The organism is Pseudomonas sp. SH10-3B, assembly GCF_019891415.1.
GTDB lineage: Bacteria > Pseudomonadota > Gammaproteobacteria > Pseudomonadales > Pseudomonadaceae > Aquipseudomonas.
Genome location: NZ_JAFLXD010000076.1, coordinates 1 through 14,537, shown reverse-complemented (window position 1 = coordinate 14,537; position 14,537 = coordinate 1). Strand labels below are relative to the sequence as shown.

At 64.0% G+C, this 14,537-nt stretch carries 13 protein-coding genes; 12 read left to right on the top strand and 1 reads right to left on the bottom strand.

All coding sequences use genetic code 11. From position 1 onward, the window contains the following. Positions 1-106: 106 nt before the first annotated feature. Entirely contained in the window at positions 107-2,857 is a 2,751-nt protein-coding gene (locus J1G35_RS29340) for a glycoside hydrolase family 3 C-terminal domain-containing protein (protein WP_223016735.1), read from the bottom strand. Between the two features lie 507 nt (positions 2,858-3,364). On the opposite strand from J1G35_RS29340, the gene J1G35_RS29335 reads away from it, so the two are divergent. The 12 genes from J1G35_RS29335 (at position 3,365) to gspD (ending at position 13,640) form a co-directional block, all read left to right on the top strand. Next, positions 3,365-3,589 (top strand): hypothetical protein, encoded by a 225-nt coding sequence (locus J1G35_RS29335; RefSeq protein WP_223016734.1) that lies wholly within the window; start codon positions 3,365-3,367, stop codon positions 3,587-3,589. Positions 3,590-3,744: 155 nt separating this feature from the next. Then, the gene (gene gspE / locus J1G35_RS29330; RefSeq protein WP_223016733.1) at positions 3,745-5,475 is read left to right on the top strand and encodes a type II secretion system ATPase GspE; all 1,731 of its coding nucleotides are present in this window, start codon (positions 3,745-3,747) and stop codon (positions 5,473-5,475) included. Next, entirely contained in the window at positions 5,472-6,674 is a 1,203-nt protein-coding gene (gspF, locus tag J1G35_RS29325; protein ID WP_223016732.1) for a type II secretion system inner membrane protein GspF, read from the top strand. The genes gspE and gspF overlap by 4 nt, the downstream gene beginning before the upstream one ends. Positions 6,675-6,694: 20 nt before the next feature. Continuing rightward, the gene (gene gspG, locus J1G35_RS29320) at positions 6,695-7,120 is read left to right on the top strand and encodes a type II secretion system major pseudopilin GspG (RefSeq protein WP_027607415.1); all 426 of its coding nucleotides are present in this window, start codon (positions 6,695-6,697) and stop codon (positions 7,118-7,120) included. A 9-nt stretch (positions 7,121-7,129) separates the two neighbouring features. Beyond that, positions 7,130-7,561 carry a type II secretion system protein gene (locus J1G35_RS29315; protein ID WP_223016731.1) on the top strand — a complete coding sequence of 144 codons (432 nt, stop codon included), beginning with the start codon at positions 7,130-7,132 and terminating at the stop codon, positions 7,559-7,561. After that, on the top strand, positions 7,558-7,926 hold the full coding sequence (locus J1G35_RS29310) for a type II secretion system protein (RefSeq protein ID WP_223016730.1): 369 nt from the start codon (positions 7,558-7,560) through the stop codon (positions 7,924-7,926). The genes J1G35_RS29315 and J1G35_RS29310 overlap by 4 nt, the downstream gene beginning before the upstream one ends. Beyond that, the gene (locus J1G35_RS29305; protein WP_223016729.1) at positions 7,923-8,552 is read left to right on the top strand and encodes a prepilin-type N-terminal cleavage/methylation domain-containing protein; all 630 of its coding nucleotides are present in this window, start codon (positions 7,923-7,925) and stop codon (positions 8,550-8,552) included. Before J1G35_RS29310 ends, J1G35_RS29305 begins: the two co-directional genes overlap by 4 nt. Next, entirely contained in the window at positions 8,549-9,274 is a 726-nt protein-coding gene (locus J1G35_RS29300) for a general secretion pathway protein GspK (RefSeq protein ID WP_223016728.1), read from the top strand. The genes J1G35_RS29305 and J1G35_RS29300 overlap by 4 nt, the downstream gene beginning before the upstream one ends. Then, a complete protein-coding gene (locus J1G35_RS29295) occupies positions 9,271-10,314 on the top strand; it encodes a type II secretion system protein GspL (RefSeq protein WP_223016727.1) in 1,044 nt (347 codons plus the stop codon). The genes J1G35_RS29300 and J1G35_RS29295 overlap by 4 nt, the downstream gene beginning before the upstream one ends. Then, positions 10,289-10,900: a type II secretion system protein GspM gene (gene gspM, locus J1G35_RS29290; protein WP_024076406.1), complete on the top strand. Its 612-nt coding sequence runs from the start codon at positions 10,289-10,291 to the stop codon at positions 10,898-10,900. Before J1G35_RS29295 ends, gspM begins: the two co-directional genes overlap by 26 nt. After that, the gene (locus tag J1G35_RS29285) at positions 10,897-11,421 is read left to right on the top strand and encodes a DUF2531 family protein (RefSeq protein ID WP_223016726.1); all 525 of its coding nucleotides are present in this window, start codon (positions 10,897-10,899) and stop codon (positions 11,419-11,421) included. The genes gspM and J1G35_RS29285 overlap by 4 nt, the downstream gene beginning before the upstream one ends. Beyond that, a complete protein-coding gene (gene gspD / locus J1G35_RS29280; RefSeq protein WP_223016725.1) occupies positions 11,418-13,640 on the top strand; it encodes a type II secretion system secretin GspD in 2,223 nt (740 codons plus the stop codon). The genes J1G35_RS29285 and gspD overlap by 4 nt, the downstream gene beginning before the upstream one ends. The last annotated feature ends 897 nt before the right edge of the window (positions 13,641-14,537 follow it).

Sequence of the window (14,537 nt, the reverse complement as noted above, 5' to 3'; positions counted from 1 at the left end):
CAGCTACAACGACTATCGGTCGCCAATTGCGGAGGAAAGGTTGGCGGCGTGAACCTTAATCGGTGTCCAAGATTACTTGACCAGATCAGTCCCCCTCCCACAGGGATCAATTCCCGCTAGCACTGCCTTGAACGGTGTCATCGCTCATGTCATAGCCATCACCGTCGCTGGTGCCGCTGTCGCCTTCATTTTGATGCAGCACACCGCCGGTCTTCACCGTCGATTCACGCAGCGTCGAGTTGAGCGCCGAGCGCGGCAGCGGGTTGCTGGTGGTGGTCGACAGTTCCTGGCGGAACGGGTTGACCAGCTTGGCGTTCAGGCGAATATCCTGGGACGACGCGCCCACCGACAGGTTGAAGCTGTCGGCATCCACCACCCATTGCTTGCTCGCTACGTCGTAGTAGGCCAGCGAGCGATCGTTGAGCTCGATGGTCACGCGCTTGCTCTCGCCCGGCTTGAGGAACACCTTCTTGTAGCCCTTGAGTTCCTTGATCGCGCGTTCGACTTTCGGGTTGTTCTGGCCCACGTACAACTCGGCCACTTCGGCACCCGCGACCTTGCCGGTGTTGGCCAGGTCGAACGACACCTTGATCGGCGCACCGGCCACCGCCACCCCAGGGGTCACGCTGATGTTGCTGTAGCCGAAGGTGGTGTACGACAAGCCATAGCCGAACGGGTAGAGCGGCTTGATGCCCTTTTTCTCGTAGCCGCGATAGCCCAGGAACAGGTCGTCCTTGTAGCTCATCTCGGCCAGGGTTTCCTGGTTGTCGAACTTGGGGAAGGTCGCGTAGATCGGGTTGTCTTCGATGTTGCGCTCGATGCTGATCGGCAGCTTGGCCGACGGGTTGACCTTGCCCAGCAGGATCTCCGCCAAGGCCTGGCCGCCGTTCTGTCCAGGGTAGAACGCATGCAGCGCAGCCGGTACCTGGTCGATCCAGTCGCTCATCTTCAGGCCGGTGCCGCCGTGCAGGGTGACCACGGTATTCGGGTTGACCTTGGCGATGCTCTGGATCAGCAGGTTCTGGTACTCGGGCAGGTCGAAGCTGTGGTCGAAGCCTTCACCTTCGTATTCATTGCTGTTACCGGCCGCGACCAATACCGCGTCGTACTGGGCCAGGTCCTGCGGCGCTACCAGCGAGGCCCAGCTCATCTGCACGCCGACCAGGCCGCCCATGGTCGAGAGGTAGCCGTTGCGGCGCGAGTATTCCAGCTTGATGTCGACCGGTTTACCGGCTTCCAGGTTGACCTTGGCAAACACCGGGATGGTCGGCGGAATGCTGTTGTTCGGCAGCGGTTTGCCGTCGCCGTTGTCGAGGACTTTCTTGCCGTTGACGTAGAGGCGCACGGCGCCGTCGGCACGCACTTTGAACACCTGCTCGCCGCTGACCGTCGGGGTGATCTGGCCGCTGTAGCGGATCGAAGTGGCGGCGGTATCGCCGTTCACCGGCAGGCTGTCGGTGGACCAGTCCAGATCGACATGGGTGTCGGTGCGGCTGGCGGCCGGGTCGCCGGACCAGTTGGTGTTGCTGAAGAACTCGGTCTTCAAGCCTTTGACGCTGTTGCCATTGCTGTCGGCATGGGTCCAGGTCGAGGTGGCCGGGTCCAGGGACAGCCCGTCGATGAACTCGACCTTGGCGCCTGGCGCCAGTTGCTGCAGGCCGCTCAGCTCACTGATGTAGTTGGCGGCCATGACGTTGGCGCTGCCAAAACCGGTAGGCGGCGCGTACTTGGCCAGGGTGCCGACCACGGCGATGCGCTTGACCTTCTTGGCGTCCAGCGGCAGCAGGCTGTTCTGGTTTTTCAGCAGCACGATGCCTTCGCGGGCGGCGTTCAGGGCCACGCGGTTGCTGGTGGCGCTGTTCATGTTGTGGCTGGTCAGCGGCGCCTTGCTGTCGAACTTGTACAGGTAGATCTGCTTGAGGATGCGGCGCACCTTGTCATCGATGGTCGCGCTGCTCAGCTCGCCGCTGTCCAGGTACGGCTTGAGGATGGTGCTGTTCATCTGGTAGCCCATCATGTCCAGGTCGGTACCCGCCTGGGCCGCCGGCAAACCGTCGACCACCGCGTTGTAGTCGCTCTGCACGAAGCCCGGGTAGCCCCATTCGGTCTTGAGGATGTCACGCATCAGGTGCTTGTTCTGGCACGCGAACTCGCCGTTCACCTTCTGGAAGGCGCACATCATCATCGCGACTTTGCTGTTCTTCGAGGCGGACTCGAACGGCGGCAGGGTCATCTCGCGCAGCACGCGCTCACTGATGATTTCATTGAGGTGGAAGCGGTTGCTTTCCTGGTCGTTGGCGGCGAAATGCTTGGCGTTGGCCCACACGCCACGGGACTGAATGCCGTTGATCACGGCCGGCGCCAGGCTGGCGCCGAGGAACGGGTCTTCACCGGACAAGTACTCGAACGCCCGGCCGCTGTACGGCATGCGGTACAGGTTCACGCCAGGGCCGGTGACGAACTGATAGCCGCCACTGGCGGTGTCATAGCCCAGGGCACGGCCCAGGTCGATGGCGCGACGCGGGTTCCAGCTGGCGGCCAGGTTCGGCCCCGACGGGTAGACCACGCCCTGCGCGTTGCCTTCGCTGGTGTAGCGCACGCCCACGCCGCCATCAGCGCCGTGAATCTGCGGGATGCCGTACTGGGTCAGTGGCTTGACGTCCCAACCACCGGTGCCGCCGATGTAGGCGAGTTTTTCTTCCATGGTCATCTTCGCCAGGGTCTTGTCCGCGGCTTTTTCCGCGCGGCTTACCCGACCTTCATCCAGGGCCGGGCTGGTGGCCGCATGCACCTGGGACACGGCCAGTGCCAGCAGGGCGAAGGCCGACTGTGCACCGATCATTTTGCGTTTATTCATGGGTCTCTCCGACAACAGTTCAGTAAACATGGGGCGCCGAGAAGTGCGTGTTGCACTGCACCTCGTCACTTTTTTCTGGGCAATAGTTGCCCGTGATCGCAATTTTTAACCGATGGCTAATTGCAACTATTTGGCGAATTTCGCAGTTTTATTAGTGTAATAATTGTATTAGTTATTGTTGTGGATAGTGTCTAAGCGATATCACGAGATGGCATTTTGAACCGCAAAAACCGCATAATTAAGGCAATTCTTGCGCTTGGAAGTCAAACAAAAGCTAATTTTTGCGTGAAATAAGAAATAATTTCTTACGTTCAGGAACTAAGGCTAAACCTACCAGTCGATTGGTTTAAGAAAATTTGTCGAGTCGTGGCTAACTAGTGGCATTGCTCGGTAGTTCTAAAGTGCCATGTTTACACAAGCTGTCATACACAACGCTTTGGTGTAGGGTCTTGATCGAGTTCAAGGCGCCACTTGGGCTATCTGCTGTTTTTGATCTGGAGAAAGTTGATGAAGATTTCCCTGTTGGGTGCCGGTGTTGTCCTGGGCGTTGCGCTAAGTGGCGCGGCGATGGCGGCGGAGTCCACCGACGCCGATGCGAAATCCGGGGCTGCCGATTCCACGGTGCTGACCCAGGCCCACGATGCCAAGGCGGTTAAAAAGCAGAAGGCGCAAACCACCAAGGGTGGGCGGCCGCTGAGCAGCAGCCAGGCCGCGCCGAAGACCTCGAACTAACGGGGAAATGCGGTCCCCTGTGGGAGGGGGCTTGCCCCCGATAGCGGTGTATCAGCCGGCGCATGCGGCAGCTGGTCCACCGCTATCGGGAGCAAGCCCCCTCCCACAAGTGTTTCCCATAGCCCTTTAGAACATCGCCCCTCAGATTTTTACCCATGCCCAGCCCCTCAACGCCCATCGATGCCTGCCAACTGCACATCCCGCACACCGAACAGGTCTGCGCGTGGCTGATGCAGCACGCCGGGTTGAAAACCGTTGACCTGGAGCGCGCCCGCCGCCTGTCCCAGGAGGGCGGCGACACCGAGTTGCTCGGCCTGCTCACGCGCTTGGGGCTGGTCTCGGAAGTGGAGCTGGCCCGTGCCTGGGCTGACCTGCTCGGCGCACCGCTGCTGCTGGCCGATGCTGCGCCGCCGCTGTTGGACCCATTGCCGGTATTGACCGAACGCTTCATGCGCCACTACCAGGTGGTGCCCGTGGGCTGGAGCCAGGGCGGCCTGCGGGTGCTGGCGGCCAACCCGTCGCTGGTCTACCCGTTCCAGGCCATGGCCTATGCCTGCGGTGTGCCGGTGTGGCTGGCCGTGGGCCCGCGCAACGAAGTCGAAACCCTGATCGAGCGCTACTACGGCCAGGGCCGTTCGGCGATGGGCACGCTGATCGAAAACCTCGACGAGCAGGGTGGCGCCCTGGAAGACATCGAACACCTCAAGGACATGGCCTCCGAAGCGCCGGTGATTCGCCTGGTCAACCTGATCCTGCAGCGCGCGGTAGAACACCGCGCCTCGGACATTCATATCGAACCCTTCGAAAACCAGCTCAAGGTGCGCTACCGCATCGACGGCGTACTGCACGACGCCGAGGCGCCGCCGTCCAGCTCTTCGGCAGCGGTGATTTCGCGGGTGAAGATCATGGCGCGCCTGGACATCGCCGAGCGGCGCCTGCCCCAGGACGGGCGCATCATGCTGCGCATCCAGGGCAAGGAGCTGGACTTGCGGGTGTCCACGGTGCCCACCAGTTTTGGCGAATCGGTGGTCATGCGTTTGCTCGACCGCCAGACCGTGCAGTTCGATTTCCAGAGCCTGGGCTTCGATGGCCAGCGCCTGGAAACCTTCCTCGAAGTGCTCGAGCGGCCCCACGGCATCCTGCTCGTCACCGGGCCCACCGGCTCGGGCAAGACCACCACGCTGTACACCGCGCTGTCGCGGCTCAATACCGCCGAGCGCAAGATCATCACCGTCGAAGACCCGGTGGAATACCAGCTTGAGGGCATCAACCAGATCCAGGTCAAGCCGGCCATCGGCCTGGACTTCGCCGGCGCGCTGCGCTCCATCGTGCGCCAGGACCCTGACGTGATCATGATCGGTGAAATCCGCGACCTGGAAACCTGTCGCATCGCCATCCAGTCGTCCCTCACCGGCCACCTGGTGCTCTCGACCCTGCACACCAACAGCGCGGCGGCGAGTATCACGCGCTTGCTGGACATGGGCGTCGAAAGCTACCTGATTGCCTCGACCGTCAACGGCATCCTCGCCCAGCGCCTGGTGCGCCGCCTCGACCCGGCCACCCGCGAAGCCTTCGAAGCACCGGCGGAATTGATCGCCGAACACGGCCTCGACCGGTTTACCGAGCAGCGCCCGATCATGCTTTATCGCCCCCGCGCCGATGCGCCGGGCGGTGGTTACCACGGCCGCAGTGCGATCACCGAACTGCTGGTGATGAACGAAGAACTGCGCAGCCTGTTGATGCGCCAGGCCGACGCCGCCACCCTCGAACAGGCCGCCCGCCGTGGCGGCCTGCGCACCTTGCATGAAGAGGGCCTGCGCCAGGCCGTGGCTGGTGTCACGTCACTTGAAGAAGTGTTGCGCGTCACCCGGGGGGAGGGCGCATGAGCCTGTTCAAATACCGCGCCCTCGACAGCCAGGGCCAGGCGCAGAACGGCACCCTCGAAGCCAAGGACCAGGACGCCGCCGTCGCCGCGCTGCACAAGCGCGGCTTGCTGTTGTTGCAGATCGAGGTGGCGGGTGCCCAGGGCCTGCGCAAGGCCTTCGGCCGGGGTCAGTTGAACGGCGCGGCACTGGTCAGTTTCACTCAACAGTTGGCCACGCTATTGGGGGCTGGCCAGCCGCTGGAACGCTCCCTCGGCATCCTGCTCAAGCAGCCCGGCCAGCCGCAGACCCGTGCGTTGATCGAGCGTATCCGCGAACAGGTCAAGGCCGGCCAGCCGTTATCCAAGGCGCTGGAGGCGGAGGGCAGTCAGTTCTCGCCGCTGTACTTGAGCATGGTCCGCGCCGGCGAGGCCGGCGGCGCCCTCGAAGACACCCTGCGCCAGCTCAGCGACTACCTGGAGCGCAGCCAGTTACTCCGGGGCGAAGTGATCAACGCGCTGATCTACCCGGCGTTTCTGGTGGTCGGCGTGCTCGGTTCGCTGGCCCTGCTGCTGGCCTACGTGGTGCCGCAGTTCGTGCCGATCTTCAAGGACCTGGGCGTGCCGATTCCGCTGATCACCGAGGTGATCCTGGGCCTCGGCCAATTCCTCGGGGCCTACGGCCTGGTAGTGCTGGCCGGGTTGATTGTCGGCGCATGGGCCCTGGCCGCGCGCCTGCGCGATCCCCAGCGCCGCGAACGCTATGACCGCCGCGTGCTGGGCATCCGCATCATCGGCCCGTTGCTGCAACGGGTCGAAGCCGCCCGCCTGGCCCGTACCCTCGGCACGCTGCTGAGCAACGGTGTGGCGCTGCTGCAAGCACTGGTGATTGCCCGCCAGGTCTGCACCAACCGCGCCCTGCAAGCCCAGGTCGCCCAGGCCGCCGAGTCGGTCAAGGGCGGCGGCACCCTGGCCAGCGCCTTCGGCAGCGAGCCGCTGCTGCCGGATCTGGCGTTGCAAATGATTGAAGTCGGCGAACAGGCCGGCGAACTCGACAGCATGCTGCTCAAGGTCGCCGAGGTGTTCGACGTCGAAGCCAAACGCGGCATCGACCGCCTGCTCGCCGCGCTGGTGCCGTCCCTGACCGTGGTCATGGCGGTGCTGGTGGCGGTGATCATGCTGGCGATCATGCTGCCGCTGATGAGCCTGACCAGCAATATATGAACCCTTAAGGAAACACGCTGATGCGCCATACCCGATTCAAGCCCGCCCGCCGCCAGGGCGGTTTTACCTTGCTGGAAATGCTCGCCGTGATCGTGCTGCTGGGCATTGTCGCGACCATCGTGGTGCGCCAGGTCGGCGGCAATGTGGACAAGGGCAAGTACGGCGCGGGCAAGGCCCAACTGGCCAGCCTGAGCATGAAAATCGAAAGCTACGGCCTGGACGTCGGCTCGCCGCCCAAGAGCCTGCAGCAACTGGTCGACAAGCCGGGCAACAGCGCCGGTTGGGCCGGGCCGTATGCCAAACCGTCGGACCTCAAGGACCCGTTCGGCCATGCCTTCGGTTACCGCTTCCCCGGTGAGCACGGTGCGTTCGACCTGATTTTCTACGGTCAGGACGGCCAGCCCGGCGGCGAAGGCTACAGCGCCGACCTGGGCAACTGGGAATAACCCACGACCATGGCCAACGCCCAACGCGGCTTTACCTTGCTGGAAATGCTGGTGGTGATCGTCTTGATCAGCATCGCGGCCGGGTTGGTAGGGTTTGGCCTGCAACAAGGCCTGCGCGCCGCCAAAGAGCGCCAGGCCGTCGGGCAGGTGGTCGAGGCATTGCGTAGCACGCGGGCGCGGGCGATTGTCGGTGGCACCACCGAAAGCACCGTGTTTGATTTGCGCAACCTCAGCGTGCAGGCGCCGGGCCGTCCGAAAAAGTATTGGCCGGCCGGGCTGCAAGTGACCTTGCACACTGCCGAGCAAGCCGGCGCTGCGGTGGATTTCTACCCGGATGGCAGCTCTACCGGCGGCCACGTGTTGCTGGCCAACGGCAGTCGGCGTTGGCGTATCGACATTGGCTGGTTGACCGGCAGCGTCGAATCCAAGGCCTTGCCATGAAGCGCCAGGCGGGTTTCACCCTGCTGGAAATGCTCGCCGCGCTGACGCTGATGGCGATCTGTAGCACGGTGCTGCTGGTCGCCTTTGGCCAGAGCGCGCGCTCGTTGTTGCAGGTGTCCCACAGCGACCGCCTGACCCATGCCGCCTTGAGTGTGATGGATCAGGAAGGCATGGGCCCTTTGGCCAGCGGCACACGCCAGGGCGAGTTGGACGGTATTGCCTGGCAACTGCGCATCGCCCAGCAGCCCAGTCGCGTCGGCCAGGCCCATCTGTTTCGCCTGGATCTCACCGTCAGCGAAGGCCCGCGCCAGGCCAGTTTCAGCACCTTGAAACTGCGCGCTGCCGTCGTCGGGGCTGGCTTGTGAAGGCGCGTCAGCAGGGCTTTACCTTGCTTGAGATCATGATCGTACTTAGCCTGCTCGGAGTGTTGCTGACCCTGGTCGGCGGTGCGTTGCTGGGGGCCAATCGCGCCGTGCTCAAGGCCCAGCGCTACACGGTCAGCCTGGATGAAATGCGCGCCGCGCAGCAGTTTTTGCGCACCGCCATCAGCGAGGCGTTACCGCTGTATGTGACCGAGGACGACAGCCAGACCGATGGCTTTTTCGCCGGTGGGCCCCAGCGTATGCAGTTTGTCGCGACCTTGCCGGGTGTGCTCGGCGGCGGTATCCAGCGCTTCACCTTGCAGTTGGTGGGGCCCGAATCGCAGCGCGACTTGCAGGTGGCGTTCGCGCGGTTTGAGTCTGAGGCACAGGTGAGTGTTCCGGCGGCGCGCAGTGAGCCGCAGGTGTTGTTGAAGGATGTCGAGGACCTGCAATTCAGCTATCGCGGCGTGTCGCCCAAGGGCCAGGCCACCGGCTGGATCAGTACGTGGCCGTGGACCAAGCGCCTGCCTTACACGGTGCGGATTGACGCACGGGTGAATGGCCCGGTGCCGTGGGTGACCCAGGTGGTTGCCTTGCGCCTGAACCTGTCCGGCGGGCCGCCCGAATGATCCGGCATCAACGCGGTGTGGCCCTGCTGCTGGTGCTGTGGGTGCTGGCCTTGCTCAGCCTGTTGCTCGGCGGTTTGGCCGGCTGGGTGCAACTGGAAACCCGCCAGGCCGCCTGGCACCGCCAGCACACCCAGGCGGTGCTGGCGGCCGAGGCCGGGGTGGCGCTGGCGATGCAGGCCGTCGCCGACCCGTTGCAGCGCAAGCAGTGGATTGCCGACGGACGTGAAATCCCCCTGCTGTTCGACGATGCGCAGCTGCGCGTCAGCCTGCACAGCGAGCGCGGCAAGTTGTATTTGAACAGCGCCGAGGTGGGCGATTTTGCCCGCCTGGCCCTGGCCTGCGGTGCGACCCAGGCCCAGGCCAACCAACTCGCCAGAGCCCTGGAAGTGCGGCGTAACCAGGGCCTGGCACCGTTTCGCGTGGTGGAAGAAGTGCGCCAACTGCCGGGCATGACCCAGGCGTTGTACAGCGAACTGGTGCCCGAGATCAGCCTGTGGAGCGGCCTGGACCGGCCCGATCCGGCATTCGCCAGTGGCTTGATGCGCCGCGCACTGAACCTGCCGCATCAGAATGCGGTGGGTGCCGATCCCGGCGACGTGCTGGTGGTCAGCAGCCGCGCCCAACGCCCCGGCGGTTACCACGCCCAGGTGCAAGCCACCGTGTTATTGAGCCCCGCGCAAGGCAGCGCACAACCTTATCGAGTCTTACGTTGGCAAGAATGAACGAACAGTTAACCGCACGGCTTCAGGCGCTGGCGCAGCCCATCACCCAGCGCTGGCACGGCAGCCTGCTGCAACTGGGCTGGCGCCTGTGGCTCAAGGAGCTGCGCGGCTGCCTGCCGGCGTGGTTGTCGTTTGCCGATATTCCCGAGCATGTCTACGCCTGGCCGCTGACTGCACCGGTCGAAAAGCTGCCTGGCGAAGCGCGTCAGGTGCTGGTGCTGCCGCCTGAAACGGTGCTGGTGCAAACCCTGCAATTGCCCCCGGCGGCGGCGCGCAACCTGTCGACGGTGGTCGGCTATGAACTGGACCGCTTCACGCCGTTCGACGCCGCCCAGTTGTACTTTGTCGCGCGCCAGGAGCGCCGCACCCCCACGCACCTGCACGTCACGCTGGTGGCGATCCTGCGTGAGCGCCTCGACCAGATCCTCAATGACTGCGCGGCCCTCGGCTTGCAGCCCCATGCCGTGGATGTCGCCGATAGCGCAGGCAAACCCATGGGCATCGACTTGCTGCCGGCACCGTTGCGTCCCCGTCAGCGCCCCCAGGGCAAGGGCCTGCAACGCAGCCTGCCGTGGCTATGCGGCGCCTTGCTGATCGCGGCGATGCTGCTGTGGCTCAACGACCGCCAGCGCGTGCTCGATGCCATGCAACACAGTGTGCGCGAGCAGAAAGCCCAGGTCGCCGAGATCCAGGCCCTGCGCCAGCAATTGCTCAATACCCGGGGCGCCGCCCAGTACCTGATTCGCCGCAAGGCCGCCCAACCGCCGTTGGCGGCGCTGCTCAACGAACTGACCGCGTGCCTGCCCTCGGACACCTGGCTCGACCAGTTGGAAGTCAACGACGGCGCCGACGTGTCCTTCTCCGGGCAGAGCGCCAAGGCCAGTGCCTTGATCACCCGGATCAAGGGCTGCCACAGCCTGGAAAACGCCCAGTTCGAAGGGGTGATCCAACCCGATGCGCAAACCGGCAAGGATCAATTTTCCTTGCGCGCCCACCTGCACCAGGAGGCCGCCGATGCGCCGACCACTGACACCCCGTGAACGCCGTGGTGCGGCCCTGATCGCCCTGGCCCTGGTGCTCGGCGCCGGTTACTGGCTGTTGATCGACAGCTGGTTCGCCGGCCCCTTGCGCAGCATGGGCGAGCAAGCCGAGCAGTTGCGTGAACAGCAGCAACGTTACGCCGGCGTGTTGCGCCAGGGCGACAGCCTGCGCCAACAGTTGGAACAGGCGCGGCAGGACCCGGCCAGCAGCACCAGCCTGTTGCCCGGCGACGACCCGAGCGCGGTGGCGGCGGACCTGATGCAACGCATCGCCGACCTGATCAACAGCCGCGCCGGCCTCGGCGGCGGTTGCAGCCTGACCCAGCGCATGCCCATCACCCCGGAGCAGGACGACGCCGAGCCCTATCGCCAGGTCAAGGTCAGCCTGACCCTCAACTGTGCCATCGAACCCTTGACTGCGATCCTGCATGAGCTGGAGTACCAGCGGCCGTTTCTGTTTGTCGATGAGATGAGCATCCGCCGCCCACCGAACGCACCGGCCAGTGGCGGCGCCGGGCAACTGGTGGTGCACCTGTTGGTGCGCGGTTACCTGCAACCGGCCGCCGCCCGGCAGGTGCAACGATGATCAATGCATTGCGTCCCCTGGAATGGCTGTTGCTCGGTGTGGCCGGGCTGTTGGGCCTGCTGATGGTCGGCATCCTCAGCAGTATCGGCGATGCGCCGCAGTGGCTGCCGGCACCGGACCCCGATGCGCGCGCCACTACCGCCGCCAAGGTGCTGGTGGCGCCGAGCGCAACCCTCGACAGCCTGGCCGGTACCTGGCAAGCGCCGTTGTTCAGCCCCGACCGCAGCCCCGACCGTGCGGTGGGGCAGGCCGCGGTTTCCAGCCTGTCGAGCCTGGTGCTGACCGGTATCGTCCTCGACGGCGACCTGCGCGTGGCGCTGCTCAAGCGTGCCGATGGCCCGCCGCTCAAAGTCCAGCAGGGCCAGACCCTGCCCAATGGCTGGCGCCTGGAACACCTGACGCCCCGCGATGCCCGCTTTGTACTCGACGGCCGCACGCAAACCCTGAGCCTGCGGGCCCTGCGTTTGCCGCCGCCGTCCACCACACCCCCGATTACCCTTCCTCACGAGTCCACCCCTTGATCGATACCTTCCCTGGCGCCTTGCGCACCACCGTGTTCTGCCTGGCCACCGCCGTTTCCCTCGGTGGCTGCGGCACCTTCCCCGAGCATCTCGACCCGGACGAGGCCCTGCTGCATGAGGCGATGCAGGGCACCGGTTCGCAACGCCCACCCGTGGACCCGGCCAGCGAACAGGCGCCGGTCGACAGCGGCCAACCCCAGGCGAAGACACCGCCCCAGCGCCAGTTGATACGCGGCAACCAGCAGTTCGTGCGCCAACCGGCAGCGGTCTCGGCCGCCAAGGAAGAGGGCAGCGGCGACATCGTGTTCAACTTCGCCGACCAGCCGATCGAAGCGGTGATCAACAGCGTGATGGGCGACCTGCTGCACGAGAACTACAGCATCGCCCAGGGCGTGAAGGGCAATGTCAGTTTTTCCACGTCCAAGCCGGTGAACAAGCAGCAGGCCTTGTCGATTCTGGAGACCCTGTTGTCGTGGACCGACAACGCCATGATCAAACAGGGCAACCGCTATGTGATCCTGCCGGCCAACCAGGCCGTGGCGGGCAAGCTGGTGCCGGAGATGCGCGTCTCGCAGCCGTCCAGCGGTTTGTCGGCACGCCTGTTTCCGTTGCGTTATATCTCGGCCACCGAGATGCAGAAACTGCTCAAGCCGTTTGCCCGCGAGAACGCCTTCCTGCTGGTGGACCCGGCGCGCAATGTGCTGAGCCTGGCCGGCACCCCTGAAGAACTGGCCAATTACCAGGACACCATCGACACCTTCGACGTGGACTGGCTCAAGGGCATGTCGGTGGGCGTGTTCGGCCTGCAACGCGCGTCGGTGGCCGAGCTGATGCCCGAGCTGCAAAAAATGTTCGGCCCCGACAGCGGCATGCCCCTGGCCGGCATGGTGCGCTTCTTGCCCATCGAGCGGACCAACTCGGTGGTGGCGATCTCGTCGCAGCCGCAGTACCTCAGTGAAGTCGGCGACTGGATCCACACCATCGACGAAGGCGGGGGCAACGAGCCGCAGATGTACGTCTACGACGTGCGCAACATGAAGGCCACCGACCTCGCCAAGTACCTGCGCCAGATCTACGGCACGGGGGCGATCAAGGACGACACCCCGGCCAAGGTCGCCCCCGGTTTGCGCACCGCGACCTTGTCCTCGCCGGGCACCAACAGCACTTCCGGCAGCACGCCGGGTGGCCTGAGCAACAACCTCAATGGCAACCCACCCGCCGCTGAGGATGAGGAGCAAGCGCCCGACGCCGAGCAGGACAATGCCGAGCAGGGCGCGACCGAAGACGCACCGGCCAAAAGCCTCGACGCCGGCACCCGCATCACCGCGCAAAAAAGCAGTAACCAGCTGCTGGTCCGCACCCGCCCGGTGCAGTGGAAAGAGATCGAATCGGCGATCAAACGCCTCGACAACCCACCGCTGCAAGTGCAGATCGAAACGCGCATCCTCGAGGTCAAGCTCACCGGCGAATTGGACCTTGGCGTGCAGTGGTACCTCGGCCGCCTCGCGGGCAATTCCACCAGCACCACCGTGGGTAACACCGCCGGCAGCCAAGGCGCGTTGGGCGGTGGCGGGGCAGGGTTGGGCGCGGCGGATTCGTTGTTCTACTCCTTCGTCAGCTCCAACCTGCAAGTGGCCCTGCACGCCCTCGAAACCAACGGCCGCACCCAGGTGCTGTCGGCGCCGTCGCTGGTGGTGATGAACAACCAACCGGCGCAGATCCAGGTGGGCGACAACATCCCGATCAGCCAGACCACGGTCAACACCGGCACCTCCGACACCACGTTGACCAGTGTTGAATACGTGCAGACCGGGGTGATCCTCGACGTCGTGCCACGCATCAATCCGGGTGGTTTGGTGTACATGGATATTCAGCAGCAGGTCAGCGATGCCCAGGACCAACCGGCGTCCAGCAACGACACCCAGGCCAACCCACGTATCTCCACGCGCTCGGTATCGACCCAGGTTGCGGTGCAAAGTGGGCAAACGGTATTGCTGGGCGGGTTGATCAAGCAGGACAACGCGGAGAGTGTCAGTGCGGTGCCTTACCTTGGGAAAATTCCGGGGTTGCGCTGGTTGTTTGGCAATACCAGCAAGTCCAAGGACCGCACGGAATTGATTGTGCTGATTACCCCGAGGGTGATTACCAGCAGCAGCCAGGCGCGGCAGGTGACGGATGACTATCGCCAGCAGATGCAGCTGTTGAAGCCGGCTAACTGAAATGTGGGAGGGGCGGTGCGACGATTCGACTTGCCCCCGATGGCGGCTAAACCGGCATCCCTGCCGGTTTACCCCCCAATCACTATCGAATTCCGGCCAGCGTGGTTTAACGGGGCGCCTGAGATCAAGATCTAAAGCAAGATCAAGGGCGGCTCGCTTCGCATCGTGGTTACCGTTGGTTAATACAACGTTGTGTAGATACCCATACTCATCGGGGCATAGGTATCTACACAATTTTCAGAGACTGGCGAGTTCCCCTGTGGCGAGCGGGCTTGTCCCGCGTTGGGCTGCGTAGCAGCCCCAGTAAAGCTGAATGCGGTGTATCAGAAACTCCATAGCGACTGTTTTGGGGCCGCTACGCGGCCCAACGCGGGACAAGCCCGCTCGCCACAGGGGAACTCGCCAGTCTCTGAAAATTGTGTAGATACTTATGCCACGGTGAGGGTGTGTCAGTTGATGCATCTTTGACTGACCCACTGCCATCGGCGCAAGCCCCCTCCCACATTTGAGCCCGGTTGGCAGGTGGGAAGTTGCCCGGCTGTAGATCTCGTGGGCACCGCTGATCCCCTGTGGGAGATGTCGAGCTTTAGCGAGGCTTCGATGGCGGCGGCACAGTTGATAGAGGGGCTGGCTGACCCACCGCTATCGGGGCAAGCCCCCTCCCACATTTGAGCTCGGTTGGCAGGTAGAAAACGTCCGGCCGTAGGTCTGATGGGCACCGCTGATCCCCTGTGGGAGATGTCGAGCTTCAGCGAGGCTTCGATGGCGGCGGCACAGTTGATAGAGGGGCTGGCTGACCCACCGCTATCGGGAGCAAGCTGAACTGGCCTAATGATTTTGGACACTTCAATCGGGCGCTATGATAGCGCCCAAATCTGAGGTGTTTGGTTATGCGTA